Genomic DNA, 20,430 nt, shown 5'->3' with positions numbered 1-20,430 from the left:
CTTACTGCATCGGCAAGGCGCTGACATCGACGGCCGGCGCCTGGCCCGTCGCGGGCCGCGTAAAGTTCTGGCTGGTTTTCACATAGTCGGCGAAGAAGCCGCCGTTATGCAGGTAGAACTTGCCGTTTTCCAGCCCGCCCGCATAATCCATGCGCTGTGCATTCGTGGCCGTGGCGTCGCCCGTGAACCTCCCGGCCGTCACTTCCGACCAGGTACCGGAAACGTTCCTCGCCCACTGGTTGCCGAACTGGACGCGGCGCTCCGTGTAGCCCAGGGTATCGATGAAGTTCTCGAGGAAGGAATGCACGCCCGTCAGGTACGTGGAGATCGCGGGCCGCTTCCACGTGGCGATGTAGCGCCACTTGCCCGTCTCGGGCGCGAAGAACCAGGCCGAGTAATCGCTGCCGCCATTGCCGTCGGGCCGCGCGCGCGTGATGAAGCGGTACGTCGTGCCGGCCGCCCAGTTATACGACAGATAGGTCTGCCCGCCCGTGCCCTCGCCGCCAAAGGCGTTGTCGACCACGCCGGCGCCCTTGCTGACCAGGGTGGTCTTGGCGCCATTGTCGGCGTCCCACACGGAAAACAAGATCCAGCGCTCGCTCGGCGACTTCACCTGGATGCCCATGTAGCCCTGGCTGAAGCCATTGGCCATAAAGTAGGAGCCGATGGCGTCCTGGCCCTTGGGAATCGTCATCTCGTTATAGAAATACTCGGTATTGGCCGGCACCGTATAGCCCATGTGCACGGACGGGCCGCGCCGCGACCAGTAGTAATTGGCGGGATCATTCGCGTAGGTGAGCGCGGCGTTCGACGTCACCTTCAGCGCCGCCACGTCGCCGAACGTGCCCTTCACGCGTGTCAAGCCCTGCATGTCGACCTTCACATAGCCGGCGGCCGGCACATTGACCGTGCCGACGGCATAGGTCTTGCGCTCCTTGCCGGCCAGCTTGACGTCGAACGGCGTGCCATTGATCTTCACGCGGATGGTGCTGTTGCCGCCATCGGCCAGGCTGGCGTCGAGCGCTACCTGCACTGGGCCCGCCTCGGCCACGCGGAAATACGTGCTGGCGACGGCATCGGGACTGCTCCAGCCGGCCAGGCCGCGCTCGTTGATGACGGCGCCTGCATCCCCGCTGGTGATGAAGGCGTTGCCGGCCAGTTCCACGGTCGCCGTCGTGGCGGGCGCCGCCACGCTGGCCGCCAGCAAGGCCGTATTGCCGTTGCCCGTGGCGGTGGCGCCGCCGCAGGCTGCCAGCAGCAAGGGCATGGCGGGAAGGATGGCATAGAGTAATGAACTTCTGTGTTTCATCGACGTCTCCTGGTGGTGAAGCTTTGCGGCGGGCGAACACGGGCCTGCGCGCCTGCGCCGCGGTTGAAAACTGGGTGGATAGAAAAAACCCGCTACGGCAACTGCTGCGGTAGCGGGTTGTGCAGGCTTAGTACTTGCCGTCGAGCGCGAAGATCGGCTTGCGCGATTTCCACTGCCCGCCCGTGAAGTCCGGGAAGTCCAGGGTCTGGAAGTTGGCCGCGATCGACTGTTCGGACAGCGGCGTGATGGCGCTCCACGTCACGGCATCGTAGATATCGATCGGCATAGGCGCATTCGCCTTGAGCGCTTCGACAAAGGCGTGGATGACGAAAAAGTCCATGCCGCCGTGACCCGCACCTTCCGCCTGCGCCGCATATTTGCGCCACACCGGGTGGTCATATTTGTCCTGGTAGGTCTTGAAGTCATCCCACTGGTGCGGTTTGCTGACGCCTTCGATGTGGATCGAATTGTTCAAGTCCATCCACAGGCCGTCCGTGCCCTGCACGCGGAAGCCCAGCGAGTACGGGCGCGGCAGGCTCGTATCGTGCTGCAGGATGATGGTTTCGCCGTTCTCGCACGCCAGGGTGGTGGTGACCACGTCGCCCAGCTTGAATTTCACCTTGGCGTTCGCATGCTGCGCGCCGCCCGGCTGCTTGACGATGTAGTCGTGCAAGCCGCGCGCCTTGGTGGCGAAGGCGTTGATGCGCGTAAAACGGTTGCCGCGGTTGATGTTGGTGTACATGGCGCACGGGCCGATGCCGTGGCTAGGATACAGCTCGCCATTGCGCTCGACCGAGTGCTGCGTGCGCCAATGGGCTTCCGACCAGCCCTTCTCGCCGAATTCCACGCCGCCGCCATACGGCTTGGCCGGATTGCCGCTGTTGAATTTCACGGCGCGCAAATCGTGCTGGTAGCCGCCCTGCAGGTGCAGCAGTTCGCCGAACAGGCCCGCGCGCACCATCTGCAGCGCGGCCATCACGTCGCGGCGGTAGCACACGTTTTCCAGCAACATGTACGGCGTGCCCGTCTTCAACTGGGTGTTCAGGACGTCCCAGTGGTCTTGCAGGGTGATGCCGGCCACCACTTCGCAGCCGACGGCGATCTTCGCCTGCATGGCGGCGATCGCCATCGGCGCATGGAATTCCCACGGCGTGGCGATGATCACGCCATCGAGGCCGCCCGCGTCCAGCATGCGCTTGTACGCTTTCTGGTCGCGGTCTTCGCCGTACGTGCGCGGACGCGGCTTGCCGGCCTTGGCCACCTGGCCCAGCGCGTGCTTCAGCATGATCGGTTCGATATCGCACAGGGCCACCACTTCCACGTCGTCGCGGCGTACCAGTTCGGCCAGCAGCACCTGTCCCCGCATGCCCGTGCCGATCAGGCCCAGGCGGACCTTGTCGCGGCCGGCGGCCGGTGCGGCGTTGGCCTCGCCAGGCAGCAGTGCGCTGCCGGTCATGGCGCCACCGGCCAGCGCGGCGCTGGCGGACAGGAAATTGCGTCGATTGATTTGTGTCGTCATTGGTCTCTTCTCGCTTCCATTGGTAATGATCGTCGCCGGCCCGCCGCGCGGCAGGCCGGCTGCAGTTTAATAGGTGTATTCCGCCGTGAAGCGCACGGAACGCGGCGCCGTGCGGCCGGCCACCTGCAGATAGCTGCGGGCGATGGCGCCATGGTCTTCGCGCGTCTCGTTGTAGCGGGTCACGGTCTGGCTGTTGAACACATTGAAGACGTCCACTTTCAGGCTCAGGCCCTTGATGGCGCTGGGAGTATAGGCCACATTCATGTCCAGCTGGGCTTGCCATGGCAGGCGGCCCTGGCTGCCGCGCGGCGCCGGCTTGCCATCGCAATAGAAGTAGGAATCGCCGTAGTCGTTCTCGAACTTCAGGTTGTCGGGCAGCGCGCCGATGCAGTTGCGCGGCGCGCCCGAGGTCAGCGACAGGTTGGCGCCGACCATCACGTCCGGGATGAGCTGCATGAAGCCGTAGGCCTTGAAGGCGTGGCGGTGGTCGCCCGGCAGGTAGCCATACGCGTTGTACATCAGTTCCTTGTGGTCGTCGCTGACCGTCAGCCCCACGTCGCCGCCGCCGATGCTGTCCGTCTGGCCTTCCATATTGCCCTTCAGCGCAGACAGGGTGTAGGTCAGCTTGCCGTACCAGCCATTCGTGTACGGGTGCTCGACGAACATGTTCAGGGCGCGGTAGGTGCGCGATGGCAGCGGGTTGCCCCACTCCGCCGCCGAAATATCCACGCGGCGCAAGCCCTTGCCGTCGTCGAAGTCCACCATCAGGCTGTTGTCGCGGCCCGGGTTGATGATGGCGCACTGGAAGCCGCCCCAGTTGCTCGTGTCGACGCTGTTGCGCGTGGCCCAGGCTTGCAGCGGACGCGCGTCGCAGACGTCGTCGTTGGTGTCGTTCAGCTTGCGGTACAGGACGCTGGCGCCCACCACCAGCTTCTTGCTCAGGGCGCGCTCGAAACCGAGCGAGAATTCGTCCTGCGACAGCGGTTTCAGGCCGATGGCCGTCACTTCGCGCGCGTCGCGGCTCTGGCCATACGCATTGTTGGCCGAATATGGCTTGCTGATCGCATGCAGGCCCGTCGGCGCGCCCGTGACGGGATCGACGCCCGTGTACGTGTACATCTCGCTGGTGGCCAGGAAGGGGCTGGCCATATTGCTCGACAAATTCGATGGCACCGGCAGGTGGTAGCGGCCGCCGTTGGCGAAGAACTTCAGGGTGCCGTCGCCCAGGTAATCCCAGGTGGCGCCCACGCGCGGGGCGATCATGTTGCGCTGGGAAATGAAGGCCACGCCATCGGTGCTGTAGTTGGTGAACTGTTCGCGGCGCAGGCCCAGGTCCAGCAGCACCCGTTCCGTGACCTGGTAATGGTCCTGGATGTATTGCGCCGATTGCACGCTGGTCGGACGCGCCAGGTTGGCGTTCAAGTCCTTGCTGACGTAATAGCCCTGCGCGCCGTAGCCGCCGCCCTGGGCCGGCGTTTCAAAGGCGCCGTTGATGGCCCGGTTAGGATCGGTCGCGCGCTGGTAGCTCCAGCGGTAGCCGCCGGCCAGGCTCAGGCCCACTTTCGATTCCACGTCGATGCGGTCGATGCCGCCGCGCAGCGAGTGCTTGCCCAGCTTGTATTCGAGATCCAGGCGCTTGGCTTTCTGGCGGTCTTCCGACGACGGGTCGACCAGGGTGCCCGTCACCGTTTGCGGATTGGCGTACGTCAGGCCGGGCACCTGCGTCGACGTATTCGACGACGTTTGCGCCAGCAGCGGGTTGTAGCCGTTCGGCGTGCGGGTGTGCGAGGTGCGCGACTCGCCCATCATGGCCGTTACGGTCAGGTTGTCCGTCAGGTAGCCCGTGTATTTGAAGATGTCGATGTTGGCGCCCGGCGCGGCCGAGGAACCGCAGCAGTTGACCGTCGTCTCGCCCTTGCCTGCCTGTACGCCGTTGCTCGCATGCGTGGCGTAGCTGTAGCCATACGCCTGGCTGTCCGTTTTCGTGCGGTCATACAGCTTGGTGTATTCGAAGTGATGGTCGTCCGTCAGGTTGTAGTCCAGCTTGGCCATCATGCGGTCCACCTTGCTCTGGCTCGTGCTCCAGCCGCGCGCCAGGGCCGTGCCGGAATCGGCGGCGGCGGCAACGGACTGGCTGTCCGTGCGCGTCTGTTCCAGCGCCACGAAGGCGAACAGCTTGTTCTTGATCAGCGGACCGCTGCCGTACAGGCCCACCACCTTGCTGGTGCTGCCATTGTCGCGGTTCCAGTACAGCAGATTGCCGTCCGTCTTGGGATTGGCGCCCGTGTTCGGGTAATAGGTGTTTTCCGGCTCGCCCTTCAGCGAACGGGGAATGATGGAGACCTTGCCGCCGAATTCGACCTTGTTGCCGCCGCTCTTGGTGGTGATGTTGATCACGCCGCCCGTGGAACGGCCAAATTCCGAACCGTAGCCGCCCGACAGCACCTGCAGGTTCGAGATCGCGCCAAACGGCAGCTCCGACGCGCCCACCTGGGTCAGGATGTTCGTGATGGGGAAGCCGTTGACGTAGAACGCGTTTTCCGACTGGCCCGAGCCGCCGATCGATGGCGCATTGCCGTACACGCTGTTGGTGCCGCGCGAAACGCCCGGCGTCAGCTGCACGATGGACGCCACGTCATTACCGACCGGCAGCGCCTTCAATTCCTTGGCCGTGAAGATCACGCCATTGTTCGTGTTCGACACGTCGATCGGATTGCGCGACGCCTTCACCACGACGGTCTGCTCCTGGCCCACGGCGCCGGCCGCGCTGGCCGGGCCGAAGTTGGCTTCCGCGCCCGCGCCGATCAGGGCTTCGACTTCCTGCGACGCTTCCACCGAACCGGCACGCAGCACGCGCACCGCATAGCGGCCTGGCGGCATGGAGTTGGCCACATAGCGGCCCGACGTATCCGGCGTCAAGGTGCGCTGCACGCCCGTCGCCAGGTTTTCCAGCACCACGGTGGCGCCGGCCGGCGCGCTCACTTCGCCGAAAATGGTGCTGGTGGCGTTCGACTGTGCCCAGGCCTGGCCTGGCACGCCGGCCGCCAGGGCGATCACGATCGCGGCGGCGCGGCTGATGTCGCGCAATTTGAGTCGGGTGGTATGCATGGTGTCTCTCCGTCTATATCGAGGGTTATGCGCGCCCTCCCCGCTCCAGGGCGAAGTCGGGGGGATGCAATTTTTATGGTGGTCGTCGGAAGGTAGCGCCAGGCAGTTGCACCTTCCGGGAACCAGTCCGTATCGGCTGATTTTCTTTTCTTGGGATTACTTTAAAAAGAAAAATAAGTATCGTCAACAAAAAGAAAGTTACAACGGCAATTTATCGCTATATTCAGCAAATTCAGGCTTTTTATCTTTCGATTAAATCTAGTTCGCGGAAAATAACTTTCGTTATCGTGGCGTAACAGATACACGCGGCTGTATTGACGTGCAAAGGAACGGCGAATCAGTGCAAAAAATTGGGGAGAAAACGCGAAAGCAGGCATGGTCATCTGCTTTCACTTACGTTTATCTTTCGTATTGCGCATTTCGGAATATTGTCTTTTCTTTTCCATGACAATACCCCGGCCAGCTGGCGGGCCGGGGCATCGTCACGGATTAAAAGAACTTGTAGCTGGCCGACAGGGCGAACTGGCGGCCGAACAGGTCCTGGCTATGGTTGTAGCCTTCCCAGCCGTTCGGGTCATAGTAAGGCTGCTTGTTGAACGCGTTTTTCACGTTCAGGCCCACGTCGAGGTTCTTCACCGGCTTCCAGCTGAAGGCCAGGTTCACCGTCGTGTACGACGGCGCGCCCTTGCACTGGCCGGCCGGCAACGCCACCGAGGCGGCGGTGCAGTTTTCCGGCGTGTTGTCCTTGTCCCAGGGACCGTAGGCCCAGCGCGTCTTGCCCGAATAGTTGATGAAGACGCTGCTGACGAAGTTGCGGTAGCTCCAGTCGGCGTTGACCGTGGCGCGGTAGCGCGGCGAATCGTAGTAGCCGACGGTATTGCCCTTGATGTCGCTGCCGTCTTCGCTGTCGTGGGTGTCGCGCTTGCGGATGGTGGCCGCGATGCCCGTGCTCAGCTTGCCCCAGTCACCGAGCCCGAAGCGCGTGCGCGCATCGATGTCCACGCCGTCCATCAGCGTGCGGCCCCGGTTCGAATACGAGTTGATCAAGCCGCCCAGGTTGCCCACCGAGTAGCCGGGCACGCCGCCCGCGCACACGCCCGCGTTGGCGGGATTGGCGCACATGGCCGCCACCGCCGCCACGTTGCCCCGGTCCGCATCGGTCAAGCCATTGCGGATGGCGCTGGGCGTGCCGGCCAGAGTCGGGCCGTACTTGTCCACCAGTTCCGTAAACAGTTCGTTGAAGTCCTGCCGCACGATTTCATCGCGGCGGTTGATGAACCAGTAATCGATGGAGATGCTCACGTCCTTGGCCGGCTGCAGCACCAGGCCCACGGTGGAAATCTTGGCCTTTTCCGGGCGCAGGTTCTGGTTCGGCGGCGTCAGGCCGCCCACCGTCGTCGAGCAGTTCGAGTTCAGCAAACTCTTGCCCAGGTCCGCATCCGTCGCCACCTTCGACTTCATCAGCGCGCGCGCCATGGCATTCGTTTCATCGCAGCGCACCGTGTCGCGGATGCCGCCCACCTGCGCAAAGACGCCGCCCGTGCCCGATTCGGCCAGGTTGGGCGCGCGGAAGCCTTCCGAATACGTCCCGCGCAGCATCAGGTCGGGCCGCGCGCGCCAGATCACGCCCAGCTTGGGCGCCAGGTTGGCCGAGAAATGCGGATACTTGTCCAGCCGCGCGGCCGCATTGACTTCCAGGGTGTCGCTGAGCGGCACCACCACTTCGCCAAACACGGCGGCGATGGTGCGCCGGCCGTCGAACCAGGAACCGCCCTGCTGCGTGATCAGGCCATTGGCCGCATCCGCGTTGCCGGGCGTGAGAAAACTCTCGCGCATGATGTTGGTACCCACGGCGGCGCGCACTTCGCGCTCGCCCAGCTTGAACAGGGTACCTTCCAGCTTCGCATCCCACGTCATCAGCTTGGTCCACGATTCGATGGCAAACGTCGGATAGGCGGCACGCAGGAGCGCCGCATTCGCTTCGCTGATTTCGCCGAACTGGTAGGCGGGATTGTCGGAGATATATGTGCGGCCGCTGACGGGGTCCTTCGTGAACGGGCCGAATGCCTGCTCGAAGCCCTTGATGTTGATGTTCGCCGTCTGGAACAGGGTCGAATGGCTGCCCGCCACGCTGAGCGCCGTTTCAAAATCCCAGCCGCCGCCGATGCTGCCGCGCAGGCCGACCAGCGCGCGGTAGTTTTCATCGACGTTCTTCTGGCCGAAGTGGCCCGTCGCATCTTGCAGCAAATAGTTCAAGCCGGCCGCGCCGCCCATCTTGGCCACCATGTCGGCATCGAGCTTGCCTTTCAGGTAGACGTTGTTGGGACTCAGGAAAGGCGTGGCGAAGGTATTCAGGGTATTGCCCGTATTGCGCGCAAACCAGTTGTTCGTGCTGCCGCTGTTGAAGGTGGACGGGCCGTTCTCGCCGCGCATCTTGATGTGGGTGAAAGCGCCTTCCGCGAATGCTTCCATGTCGCCACCGAGCTTCAGCCGGCCGCTCACGTAGGCCGTGGCGCGCTCCGAGGTCGGGCCCGTGTCGAGCTGGTTCGGCAGCGCATTCCACACGCAGCGCGTGCCCGACGCTTCGGTGATGCTGGTGTTGCAGCCATTGACGGCGCGCTGGGTGCGCGCATTGTTCTTCGCCTTGTCGAAGACAAAGAAGGTCCCGGGATTCATCACGCCCGGCTCGCTGCCCACGCCCACGCGCATGTTCGGGATGAAATTGGGATTGTTCACATAAAAATACGAGGGACGCTTCTGGTACGTATCGGCCAGCGCGATGCGGTCGCGCTGGTAGACGTTCACGGAACCGTAGATGTTGTAGCCATCGCTGGCCAGGTCGCCCAGGCCATACAGTACGCTGGCCTGGCGCTCGCCATACGCTTTCACGCTCGGCGAAAACTCGCCGTTGGCGCGCGCTTCCAGGCCCTGGTACGATTTCTTGGTGATCACGTTGATGACGCCGGCCACGGCGTCGGAGCCATACACGGCCGACGCGCCGTCCGTCAGGATTTCCATGCGCTCGATGGCGGCGGCGGGGATGGCGTCGATATTGACGAACATGGTCTGGAAGCCGGCCGGCGCGCCGTAGAACGACAGGCGGCGGCCATTCAAAAGCACCAGGGTGCCCTGCGCGCCCATGCCGCGCAAGTTCGCCTGCGAGCCGCCATCGGAACCCGTGAACATCGAGCGGAAGTCCTGCTGCGCCGGACGGGCTGCGGGCAGGTTGTCGAGCACTTGCAGCAAGGTGAGCGCGCCCATGTTCTCGATCTGCTTGGCGTTGATCACCTGGACGGGCGACGCCGTTTCCGCGTTGATGCGCTTCAGGCTCGATCCCGTCACTTCGACACGCGCCAGTTTCTCCTCCTCCGCCGCCAGCGCTGTCGACGCCAGCCCCACCGCCACCATCGCGGCCATCAGTTTTTTCAAGTGCATACTCAACTCCCTTTTTATAAGTGATTTGTTTTCGTCAGGTTGCAAGAGCCCCTCCCCGGTCCGCAGAGGGGCTCTTTTTTAGTGAAATGATTGAAGCAGTTAGCGCGGCTTGACTGTCGCGCCTTCCGTGCCGGTGAGTACGGCGTTGGCCCAGTTGCCGCAGACCTGGGCCGGGTGAGCGCCGCGCGCGCCCAGGGTGCGCAAACTGAGCTGGCTCAGGCCGCGCACGTCGATTTCGGGTTTGACCACCCCGGGAGCCGTGACCAGGCCGCTGTCATACAGCAGCCGCTCACCGCTCCATACCTGGAATTGCAAGCCGCCCGCGCTGCGGCAGCTATCGTCCACGCCCAGGTCGGCGCGCAGCAGATTCCAGTTGCCCGCCAGTTGCAAGTCGATGCGGCTGGCAGGTCCCACGCCGAGGCCCTTGCGGAACCACAGCCCGTTCATGCGCATCTCGGCCGCCTTGCCGGCCGGCCGGTCTTTCGCGATAGTCTTCGGCAGCGCCAGGTCCGACAGGTAGCGCTGCACCTCCTCGCCTTCGGCCACTCTGTGCTCGAGCACGCGGAATGCGGACAAGGTGACGGGCGCCACGTCGGTGGCCAGCGCCGCGTCGAACGCGCGCGCCACCGGCGCACTTTGCGCCGCCGTCACCATCGGGTCCAGGGACGCCGCGCCATCGCCTTCCGGATTTTGCGTGCTCATGACGCGGAAGCGCAGCAAACGCCCGGCCGTCGCGGGGAAATTGATCGTCTGCGTACCTTCCTGCAGCTTCAAGGTGCCGCGCACCAGCGGCGCGCCCCACTCGCCGTTGTTGTCGCCGATGTAGATTTCGTAATCGCGCACCTGGCCATGCTTCCAGTGCTGGTCGTTGCGCGGCGCCAGTTCGATGCCATCGACCAGGCGCCGTTCCGTGAAGCCGATCACCCATTCGTGCGGGCCGCTTTTCACGGACGGGCTGCGCACGGTGCGGAACCACGTCTCCGGCTTGCCATCGAAGGCATTTTCCAGCGGATAACCGCTTTCCTCGGCAGGACGCGCCACCACCTGCATGGCGTCGGCCGGCAAGGCGCGGCCCGGCACGGGAGCGGCCGGGAAGTCGGCATCGGCTCTGGCCACGGCCAGCGCGCCGGCGACCTGCAAAGCTAAAGGCTGGCGGATATCCTGCGCCGCCACTTTCACGTGCAGGGTGCCTTGCCTGTCCGCCGCGTCGAAATACCAGGCATCAAACGCCTTGTCGTAGGCGGCACGGTCGGCGGCAGCCGCGATCAGGCGTTCACCGGCGCGCACGGCGGCCGGCGCCTGGCCCGCCAGCATGCGCAGCGCATAGCCGCGGCGCGCTTCCTGGCCCTGATACTGGCCATCGACGGCGCCGATGTCGACCTGCACGTCGGCGCCCGTCTGGCGCATGCGGATGACTTGCTGGCTGTAGGCGCCGCCTTGGTACTGGCGCGTGTTGCCGTCGTCCTCATACAGGGTGTAGTGGGAATCGCCGTGCGGGTAAATGTCGAGGGTGAGCTGGTCCTTCGGCTTCTGGCCGTCGTACAGCATTTCCGGATACATGGGCAGGATGGCCCCGGCGCGCACGAACACGGGCAGCTTATCGAGCGTCACCTGCATATCGAGGTCGCGTCCCTTGGCGTCCGCCGTGGCTTGGCGGCCATCCCAGTAGTCGTACCACGTGCCTTGCGGCAGGTGGATGCCCTTGCGCCAGCCGCCGCTGACGGCCTGGCTGCGGTAGACGGGCGCCACCAGCACGTCGCGGCCCAGGAGGAACTGGTATTTATACGCTTCCGTGTAGGCGGCCGGGTCTTGCGGGTAATCCCACATCAGGCCGCGCACCAGCGGCGCGCCCGATTGCTCCGCTTCGCGCACCAGGGTATACATATACGGCGTGAGGCGCATCTTCAGTTTCAGGTAGCGGCGGTTGATGTCGCGGTACGGCTGCTCGAACCACCACGGGTGCTTGCGCTCGGCCGCGGCCCAGCCGGACATGCCCATCAGGACGGGCGTAAAGCTTTTCCACTGCAGGTCGCGCAGATAGGTTTCCGGGCTGCCGCCAAAGATGGCGTCCACGTCGCCCGATGCATAGGCCTGGCCGGACAGGCCCGAGCCGATCAGGGTCGGGATGTGCCAGCGGATGTAATCCCAGCTGGCGCTCTGGTCACCCGTCCACGCCACGGCGTAGCGCTGGATGCCGGCCCAGCCCATCACCGTCCATAAAAACGGCCGGCTGTCGGAGTTGTTCAGGATGCCGTCGTAGGCGGACTTGTTCGCGTCCATGGCGAACTGGTAGCCCTTGCCCGTCCACGCCACGTCCAGCTTTTGCACGCGGCTGCCCGCCTGGCCCACTTCCCAGGCGATCTTGTCGACGCCGTTTTCCGTCCACAGGCCCGTGCGGAAGCCATAGCCGGCCAGGCCCTTCACCGTTTCCGGCAGATTCGTGTAGCCGCAGCCGTAGCCGTCGTTGGGCAGTATCCAGCCGCCCGGCATGTCGTGTTCGCGGTACTGGCGCGCCACGGTTTCCACCACGTCCGGCGTCTTGCCCGTGGGACCATCGCTCCAGCCCTTCGGCACGGATCCGGGCTTTTTCACGTTGTCGCCATCGTTGTAGCAATCGGCGTCGCCGTATTCCAGCGCCCAGCGGGGCAGCATGCGGGCGCGGCCCGTCAAGTCCGTGTAGCGCGCGACGACGTCGCGCAAGTCCTTGCCGACAAAGAAATACGCATCGAAGCGGCCTTCCGCGTGCTGCAGCGAGATCTGCTCCTTGTCGCGCAAGTCGTAATTGCCGTCGGACCAGGTATTGCGCAACATGCCCCAGCCGCGTGAACTCATGAGGAATGGCGCGGGATTCGGCCGGTCGCCCTCTTCCCAGCCGCCCGAATACGACACGGGTAGCTGCTTGCCCTTGAATTCGAAGCGGCCGTTTTGCTGGCCGCCGCCAAAATAACGCTCGCCCGGCAAGCTCGATAGCACCTGCACACCCTGCTTGTCGTCGAGCGACAGCGGCTGCACTTCGCGCCACAAGGGCACCGCATCACCGTTGCGGAAAAGGGTAAAGCGCAGCGGTTTGCGGTCGATGCGCAAGCTCAGGGCGGACGTACTGATCAGGATATGGTCGGGCTGTTCCTTGATCTGGTACGCCACCTGCGCGGACGGCTGGCCCACGACGATGGGCGCGGCCTTGTCGCCGGGCCCCGTCAAGCCGGCCTTGCCGCCCGCCTCGATACGCAGCACGTCCGCCTGCGGCAGGCTGATACGCAGCTGCATGCCCGTGTCGCTGCGCACGTCCCAGCCCAGCGCCTCGCCCTTGGCCACGTCGGCCGCGTGCACGGCACTCAAGCTGCTCAGGTTACCGATGGGCGCGGCCTGCAAGCCAGGGGCAGCCAGGGTGGCAAGGGCGGCCAGGACACAGGCGGCAAGGGTGCGACGGGGAAGCGGGAGAGGTTTCATCTGCTGGCTTTCAGGAAATCAAAGTGATGGAAATACTTTAAGAAGAAAAATAAATATCGTCAATCAAAAGAAAGTTAAAGCGGCAATTTATTAATAAAATGCCCAGAATTGGCGCAATTTTCTTACGTTTCACCAAAATGTCACAAAACATACTTTCGTTATCGTGGCATTTCAGCGACAGGCCGCGCCGCCACGGGCTTTTGCGCTGCACCGCAGCATGCTTCACCGCCGTGAAAACGACATTATTTCGCAAGCCGGCAAACTATTTACTTTCGTTTTACTTTCGTATTTGACTTTTCGAAATTTAGTATTTATGCTTTCTCACAACAAACACTTTACTGACTTCTCATGACTACCCTTCTTCAGCGTGACATTCAAACCTGGCGCGACATCGGCGGCTTGCACACGGCCGAGGAGATCGCGCAGCAGCCGGCCATCTGGCGGGCGCTGGCCATCATCTTGCGCAAGGAGCAGGCAGCACTGGCCGCCTTCCTCGGCAACGCCCTGTCCCATCCGCAGCAGCGCGTCATCCTGACGGGCGCCGGCAGCTCGGCCTACGTGGGCGAAATCGTCGCCGATACCTTGAATGCGGCCTGGCCCGCGCAGATCCGCGCCATCGCCACCACGACTTTGCTGACGCACCATGAGCTGTACCTGGAAGCGGACGCGCCCACCCTGCTCGTCTCGTTTGCCCGCAGCGGCGACAGCCCGGAAAGCCTGGCCGCCGTGGAACTGCTGCGCCAGGTCGTGCCCGGCGCGCGTTTCCTGAACATCACCTGCAACGCCGATGGCAAGCTGGCGCGCCAGGGCGCGAACGACAGCAATACCTATAACCTGCTGATGCCGGAAGGCAGCTGCGACCGCGGCTTCGCCATGACCAGCAGTTTCAGCAGCATGCTGCTGGCGGCCCTGTCGGTGCTGGGCAAGGACACGGATCTGACCCGCCTGGACACCCTGGCGCAGCTGGGCGAGCAAGCCTTGCGCGACTGGTCGGCGCCCGTGGCGGACCTCGGTTCGACACCGGTGCGGCGCGTCGTCTACCTGGGCAGCGGACCGCTGGAAGCGCTGGCCAAGGAGGCCGCATTGAAGATCCTGGAATTGACGGGCGGCAGAGTGATGGCGATGGCGAATACGCCGCTGGGTTTCCGCCATGGCCCGAAATCGGCCGTCACCACGGAGTCGCTGGTGATCCTGCTGCGCAGCGGCAAGCCATTGGCACGCCAGTACGAAGACGACCTATTGAAAGAACTGCAGCGCGACAGCGTGGCGCAGACCTGCCTGACCGTAGGCATCGGCGGCGACCTGTCTGCCGACGCGCCGGCCTGGCCCGACGCCTGGTTGGCCCCATTGTGGCTGCTGATGGCGCAGCAATATGCGCTGCACCAGTCCGCGCTGCTGCAACGGCGCCCCGACAATCCATTCGCCGGCGGCATCGTCAATCGTGTCGTGCAAGGCGTCACCATCTATGGCCATGACCAATTCTAATCCCACCGCCGGCTACCACGGCATCGACATCGGCGGCAGCAAGATGGAGCTGGTCGTCTTTGCCGACCGAGACGGCGCGCTGACGGAAGTGTTCCGCGAACGGGTCGCCACGCCGGGCGACGATTTTGCCGCCTTCGTGCAAGCCATCGTCGACCTGGTGGCGCGCGGCGATGCGGCCCTGGGCACGACGGCGCCCGTCGGCATCGGCTTGCCCGGCGTGATCGACAGCGCCAGCGGACGCCAGCTCAGCTCCAACGTGCCGGCCCTGAACGGCCGTCTCGTGGCGCAAACCCTGCAGCAAGCCTTGCGGCGCCCTGTCGCCATCGGCAACGATTGCCAGTGCTTCGCCCTGTCGGAAGCGCAGGGCGGCGCGGCAGACAATGCCGCCAGCATGTTCGGCGCCATCCTCGGCACGGGCGCCGGCGGCGGCTATTGCGTGGGCGGCCAGCTGCTGCGCGGCTTTAACGGCGTGGCCGGCGAATGGGGTCACTGGAGCCTGCCCGCCACCCTGATGGCGCAGCACGGCCTGGCCGATTACGCCTGCCCGTGCGGCAAGGCGGGCTGCCTGGAGCGTTATGTCTCCGGCCCCGCCATGCGCAAGCTCCACGCGCATTTCGGCGGCGACGGCGCCGAGCCGCTGGCCATCGTCGCCCGCGCCAACATGGGCGACGCCGTGGCCCAGCGCACGGTGGCCGTGCACCTCGACGTGCTGGGCCACGCGCTGGCCGGCCTCGTGCTGGCCTACGACCCGCATGTCATCGTGCTTGGCGGCGGCCTGTCCAAGCTGCCGCACCTGTACGACAAGCTGCCGGCCGCCGTCAAGCGCCATCTGTTCCCCGGCGTGCACGTGCCGCCGATACTGCCGCCGCGCTTTGGCGACGCCGGCGGCGCGCGCGGCGCGGCCCTCCTGATACGACAACATACAAAGGCGTAACCATCATGAAACAAGCGGAAAACCCGACTTTTACCCTGTCCCCGATCCAGCAAGTGATCAAGGCGCACCGCCGCGGCGAGCGCGTGGGGCTGTACGCCGTCTGCTGCAGCCACCCGAGCGTGCTGCGCGCCGCCATGCGCGTGGCCAGCGAATACGACACCGTGCTGCTGGTCGAGGCGACGTCAAACCAGGTCGACCAGTTCGGCGGCTACACGGGCATGACGCCGGCCGTTTTCCGCGACACCATGCTGGCCCTGGCCCGCGAACAGGGTTTCCCCGCCAGCCGCCTCGTGCTGGGCGGCGACCATCTGGGCCCGAACGCCTGGCAGCACCTCGATGCGGCCACCGCCATGAACCACGCCGAAACCCTGATCGCCGCATATGCGTCGGCCGGCTTCCATAAGATCCACCTCGATTGCAGCATGCGCTGTGCCGACGATCCCTTGCAGCTCGACGATGAAACCGTGGCCGCCCGTTCGGCGCGCCTGTGCATCGTCGCCGAGGAAGCGGCGGCCGCCGCCGGCTTCGCGCCGCCCGTCTACGTGATCGGTACGGAAGTACCGGTTCCCGGCGGCGAAGCGTCGCTGGCGCAGGCCGGCGCCGTCACCAGCCCGCAGGCGGCGCGCCGTACGCTCGACGTGCACCGCCGCGCCTTCCTCGACAAGGAATTGCATGGCGCCTGGCGCCGTGTCATCGCCATGGTGGTGCAGCCGGGTGTCGATTTCGACCAGAGCAGCATCCAGCATTACGACGCCGATGCCGCCGCCGAACTGTCGGCCTTCGTCGCCGAGCAGCCCGGCCTCGTGTTCGAAGCCCACTCCACCGACTACCAGCGCGAAACGGCGCTGCACGCCATGGTGCGCGACCATTTCGCCATCCTGAAAGTGGGCCCGGCCGCCACCTTTGCCCTGCGCGAGGCGCTGTTCGCGCTGTGCCAGATCGAGGAAGAACTGCTGCCGGCGCACGCCACGTCGCAGCTGATGCAGGTGCTCGACGACGTGATGGTGGCCAAGCCGAAGAACTGGATCAAGCATTACCTGGGCACGCCGGAAGAACAGCGCTTGATGCGCCGCTACGGCTTGAGCGACCGTTGCCGCTATTACTGGGGCGAGCCGGAAGTGGCGGCCGCCGTCGCCAAGCTGCTGGCCAACCTCGATACGGTCGCCATTCCGCTGCCGCTGTTGAGCCAGCATTTGCCGGAGCAGTATCTGGCCGTGGTGCAGGGCAGTTTGCCGGCGCAGGCGCCGGCCCTGATCGAGCACAAGATCGGCAGCTTGCTGGCGCAATATGCGCGCGCCTGCAACCGCAATGCGGCAGTCCCCGTCATTGCCGAAGCGGCAATCTGTTAAGCTCGGTATTTTCACTTTTTACCGAGCCCGCCACCATGCGAAATACCAGCCAACGCCGTGAATCCATCCTCCAAATGCTTGCCCAGCAGGGCTCGGTGCAAGTGACCGACTTGGTGGAAAAGCTCGGCGTGTCCGCGGTCACCATCCGCAGCGACCTGAATGCGCTGGAAGCGCAAGGCATGGCCACGCGCAGCCACGGCGGCGCGACCCTCACGCGCACGCCCCCGCTTGAACACACGATACGCCAGAAGGACGCCATCAACCACGAGCAGAAGGAGCGCATCGGCGCCTATGCGGCGCGGCTGGTGGAACCGGGCGACAACATCATCATCGACTCGGGCACCACGACCATCTCGCTGGCGCGCCATCTGCGCGACGCCACCGGCGTGACGGTGGCCACGAATGGTTTGAACATCGCATGGGAACTGGCCGACGCGCCCGGCGTGGACCTGATCCTCACGGGCGGCCTGCTGCGCAAGCAGTCGCTGTCGATCCAGGGCAGCCAGGCCGAAACCTGCTTGCAGGCCTACAGCTTCGACAAGCTGTTCCTGGGCGTGGACGGCTTCGACCTGCAGTTTGGCGTGACCACCCACCACGAAGCGGAAGCAAGCCTGAACCACAAGATGGTGGAACGGGCCAAGAAAATCATCGTCCTCACGGACGCCTCGAAGTTCGGCCGCGTCAGCCTGCACCGCATCGTGCAGCTGGACCGGGTCGATACCGTCATCACCGATGCCAGCATCAGCCAGGAGTACCGCGAAGGGCTGCAAAAGCTGGGCATCGAACTTTTTATAGCGGAATAACACATGCTGAGCGGCAGAATCCTTACCCCATCTGGCTGGATCACGGGCACCATCACCTTTGACCAGCGCATCGTCCAGATACAAGAAGACCCTGCCGCCGACAGCGCGCTGACCATCCTGCCCGGCTTTATCGACCTGCACGTGCACGGCGCGGCCGGCGTCGACATCATGGAAGGCGGGGACGCTGGCGCCACCGTGGCGCAAGTGCATGCGCGCCACGGCACCACGGCCCTGCTGGGCACCACCCTGACGGCCAAGGAACCCTCGATTTTGCGCGCCCTGCAAGGCCTGGCCGGCGTCATCGCCGAGCGTCCCGCCAACGGCGCGCGCATGCTGGGCGTGCACCTGGAAGGACCGTTCTTGAACCTGCACCGCCTGGGCGCGCAGCCGCCCGACGTGGTGCAGGCCAGCCTTGCGCTGGTGCAGCGCTTTCACGCCATCGCCCCCATCAAGGTCCTGACCATGGCGCCGGAAATCCCCGGCCACCTGGAACTGATCCCGCAGCTGGCGGCGATGGGCATCCGCGTGCAGATCGGCCACAGCGCCGGCACGTATGACGAAGGCGTGGCGGCGCTGCAGGCCGGCGTCTCCGGCTTTACCCACCTGTACAACGGCATGACGGGCATGACGCATTACGACCCGGGCATGGTGGGCGCGGCGCTCGCGCACGCCGAATATGCGGAAATCATCCCCGACCTGCAGCACGTGGCCAAGGGCGCCCTGCGCGCGGCCCTGCGCGCCATCCCGCGCCTGTACGGCGTGACGGACGCCACTTCGGCCACCGGCATGCCCGATGGCGAGTACGGCCTGGGCACGCAGCGCGTCTACAAATGCCTGGGCTGCGTGCGCCTGGCCACGGGCTCGCTGGCCGGCAGCGTGCTGACCATGGACCAGGCCCTGCGCAATTTCGTCGACCTGGGCCTGGACCTGGCCGACGCCTCGAACCGCCTCTCGCTGTACCCGGCCGATTACCTGGGCGAGTCCGAACGGGGCCGATTGGCGGCGGGCGCCTGGGCCGACATCGTCGTCCTCGATGCCAACTTGCAGCCCGTGTCCGTCTTCGTCGAAGGCGCGGCCATCGATCTTTCCACCCGCTAGACCATCCACAACCTCAACCCCGTCCCGGAGTTACCATGCACGACACGTCACACAAGGCCCCCGTGTGGGCCATGCGCTACCTGCTATTTATTGCCGGCATGGGGGGATTGCTGTACGGCATAGATATCGGCATCATCGCCGGCGCCCTGCCCTACCTGGAATCGACGGCCTCCGTGGCCTGGAAACTGACGGCCCAGCAGTTGAGCTTTATCGTCGCCGCCGTGCTGCTCGGTTCCGTCCTGTCGTCACTGTTCGCCGGCGCCCTGGCTGATATCCTGGGCCGGCGCTGGGTGATGTTCCTGGCCGGCGCCCTGTTCAGCGCCAGCATCCCGCTGATCGCGCTGGCCGACGGCTACACGCCGCTGCTGCTGGGCCGCCTGCTGCAAGGCATCAGCGGCGGCTTGATCGGCGTCGTCGTGCCCCTGTACCTGGCCGAATGCCTGCCCGCGCAGCAGCGCGGACGCGGCGCCGCCCTGTTCCAGCTGCTGCTGACCATCGGCCTCGTGGCCGCCGCCCTGATCGGCCTGATGCAGGCGCAGACGGTGGAAACGGCCACGCAGGCCGCGCAAGCGTTGCCCGAAGCGGGCCGCGCCGCCGCCATCTTCACGGCCAAGGACCAGGCCTGGCGCAGCATCTTCTGGGTCTGTTTGACGCCGGGCCTCGTATTTACCGTCGGCGCGCTGCTGCTGGCCGAGTCGCCGCGCTGGCTGGTCCGCCGCGGCCGCATCGAGCAGGCGCGCCAGTCGCTGCTGCGCACGCGCCTGCCCGCCGCCGCCGACGTCGAACTGCGCGAGATGCAAGATACCCCCGAAAACGCCGCCAAGGCCGGCGGCAAGGCAAAAGACCCGCTGCTGAGCCGCCGCTACGTGCTGCCCTTCCTGCTGGCCTGTTTGATCCTCGCCTGCACGCAGGCGACGGGCATCAATTCCATCCTCGCCTATGTCGTCAATATCCTGAACCAGGCGGGCCTGTCGGGCGCCTCGGCCAACATGGCGGACGTCCTGCTGAAAGTGCTGAACGCCTTGATGACGGTGGTGGCCGTGCTGCTGGTGGACCGCAAGGGCCGCAAGTTCCTGCTGATGCTGGGCACGGGCGGCATCGTCGTCTCGCTGCTGGCGGCCGGCCTGCTGTTCCGCGGCGCCGAAGCCCACCTGGTCGACGTGCGCCCCGCCATCTCGGCGCAGGTGCAGGCGGACGGCCTGGCCTTGCAGCTCGATGCGGCCACCTTGACGGCGCTGGGCGCGGCGGCCGATGGCACGCCGCAGCAGCTGACCATCGCCTATGCCTACGGTCCGTTCACGAATGTGAAAAGCCTGCGCAGCGACGACCCCGTGCTGCGCCAGGTGACGATCGCCCGCGACGACGCCGTGCAGCCTGACAGCGTGATCGGCGTGTTCTTCCGCAAGCTGCACCTCAATCCGTTCGCCGACCCGGCCGCCGGTCGCGAGGCGCCCTTGCGCATCGAGAAGGCCAGCCTGGGTCCCGTGCCATCGTCCACGCACGGCTGGCTAGTGGCCATTGCCATCTGCGTGTTCGTCTCCAGCTTTGCCGTGGGACCGGGCGTGTGCGTGTGGCTGGCCCTGTCCGAACTGATGCCGACGCGCATACGCTCGAACGGCATGAGCATCGCGCTGCTGGTGAACCAGTTCGTCTCGACGGTGATCGCCGCCATCTTCCTGCCCACCGTGGGCTTGCACGGCTATTCGACCCTGTTCTTCTTCGGCGCCGGCTGCACGGTGCTGTATTTCCTGGCGGCCGCGTTTTTGCTGCCCGAAACCAAGGGCAAGACGCTGGAAGAGATCGAAGCGCACTTTGCAAAGTAAGCCAGAGTAACCAACTGTAGCAGTCTCCTTTACGGCCCCGGTCCATCATCCCGGGGCTTTTTTTTGCCTGCCGGACAAGTTTACAGGGCTGCCGCGCACGGCACTGTACGGTTTTCC

11 protein-coding genes are annotated in these 20,430 nt (G+C 65.1%); 6 read left to right on the top strand and 5 right to left on the bottom strand.

The annotated features are described in order from the left end of the window. Nucleotide 1 precedes the first annotated feature (1 nt). From BLU39_RS20465 to BLU39_RS20445, 5 genes are all read right to left on the bottom strand, one after another. Nucleotides 2–1,309: a DUF3472 domain-containing protein gene (locus BLU39_RS20465; RefSeq protein ID WP_254789024.1), complete on the bottom strand. Its 1,308-nt coding sequence runs from the start codon at nucleotides 1,307–1,309 to the stop codon at nucleotides 2–4. A gap of 127 nt (nucleotides 1,310–1,436) precedes the next feature. Next, on the bottom strand, nucleotides 1,437–2,828 hold the full coding sequence (locus tag BLU39_RS20460) for a Gfo/Idh/MocA family protein (protein WP_217635095.1): 1,392 nt from the start codon (nucleotides 2,826–2,828) through the stop codon (nucleotides 1,437–1,439). 66 nt (nucleotides 2,829–2,894) lie between these two features. Further along, nucleotides 2,895–5,936 (bottom strand): TonB-dependent receptor, encoded by a 3,042-nt coding sequence (locus tag BLU39_RS20455; protein WP_092716309.1) that lies wholly within the window; start codon nucleotides 5,934–5,936, stop codon nucleotides 2,895–2,897. A 489-nt stretch (nucleotides 5,937–6,425) separates the two neighbouring features. Continuing rightward, nucleotides 6,426–9,371 (bottom strand): TonB-dependent receptor plug domain-containing protein, encoded by a 2,946-nt coding sequence (locus tag BLU39_RS20450; RefSeq protein ID WP_092716307.1) that lies wholly within the window; start codon nucleotides 9,369–9,371, stop codon nucleotides 6,426–6,428. 99 nt (nucleotides 9,372–9,470) lie between these two features. Further along, nucleotides 9,471–12,821: a TIM-barrel domain-containing protein gene (locus tag BLU39_RS20445; protein WP_092716305.1), complete on the bottom strand. Its 3,351-nt coding sequence runs from the start codon at nucleotides 12,819–12,821 to the stop codon at nucleotides 9,471–9,473. Between the two features lie 348 nt (nucleotides 12,822–13,169). Between BLU39_RS20445 and BLU39_RS20440 the strand changes: the two genes are divergently transcribed. Genes BLU39_RS20440 through BLU39_RS20415 form a run of 6 tightly spaced genes read left to right on the top strand, consistent with a single transcriptional unit; the run spans nucleotide 13,170 to nucleotide 20,313 of the window. Next, on the top strand, nucleotides 13,170–14,306 hold the full coding sequence (locus tag BLU39_RS20440; RefSeq protein WP_092716303.1) for an SIS domain-containing protein: 1,137 nt from the start codon (nucleotides 13,170–13,172) through the stop codon (nucleotides 14,304–14,306). Continuing rightward, complete coding sequence (locus tag BLU39_RS20435; protein WP_092716647.1) at nucleotides 14,293–15,240, top strand: ROK family protein; 948 nt, start codon at nucleotides 14,293–14,295, stop codon at nucleotides 15,238–15,240. The genes BLU39_RS20440 and BLU39_RS20435 overlap by 14 nt, the downstream gene beginning before the upstream one ends. 5 nt (nucleotides 15,241–15,245) lie before the next feature. Continuing rightward, complete coding sequence (locus BLU39_RS20430; RefSeq protein WP_217635094.1) at nucleotides 15,246–16,589, top strand: D-tagatose-bisphosphate aldolase, class II, non-catalytic subunit; 1,344 nt, start codon at nucleotides 15,246–15,248, stop codon at nucleotides 16,587–16,589. A 35-nt stretch (nucleotides 16,590–16,624) separates the two neighbouring features. Continuing rightward, nucleotides 16,625–17,392, top strand: coding sequence for a DeoR family transcriptional regulator (locus BLU39_RS20425; protein WP_034751280.1), 768 nt, complete (start codon nucleotides 16,625–16,627; stop codon nucleotides 17,390–17,392). A gap of 3 nt (nucleotides 17,393–17,395) precedes the next feature. Then, nucleotides 17,396–18,490, top strand: coding sequence for an N-acetylglucosamine-6-phosphate deacetylase (locus BLU39_RS20420; RefSeq protein WP_092716301.1), 1,095 nt, complete (start codon nucleotides 17,396–17,398; stop codon nucleotides 18,488–18,490). Nucleotides 18,491–18,525: 35 nt separating this feature from the next. Beyond that, nucleotides 18,526–20,313: an MFS transporter gene (locus BLU39_RS20415; protein ID WP_092716299.1), complete on the top strand. Its 1,788-nt coding sequence runs from the start codon at nucleotides 18,526–18,528 to the stop codon at nucleotides 20,311–20,313. The last annotated feature ends 117 nt before the right edge of the window (nucleotides 20,314–20,430 follow it).

The sequence above is a fragment of the Janthinobacterium sp. OK676 genome, assembly GCF_900103595.1.
Taxonomy (GTDB): domain Bacteria; phylum Pseudomonadota; class Gammaproteobacteria; order Burkholderiales; family Burkholderiaceae_D; genus Janthinobacterium.
This window is presented reverse-complemented; position numbering and strand designations above follow the sequence as displayed.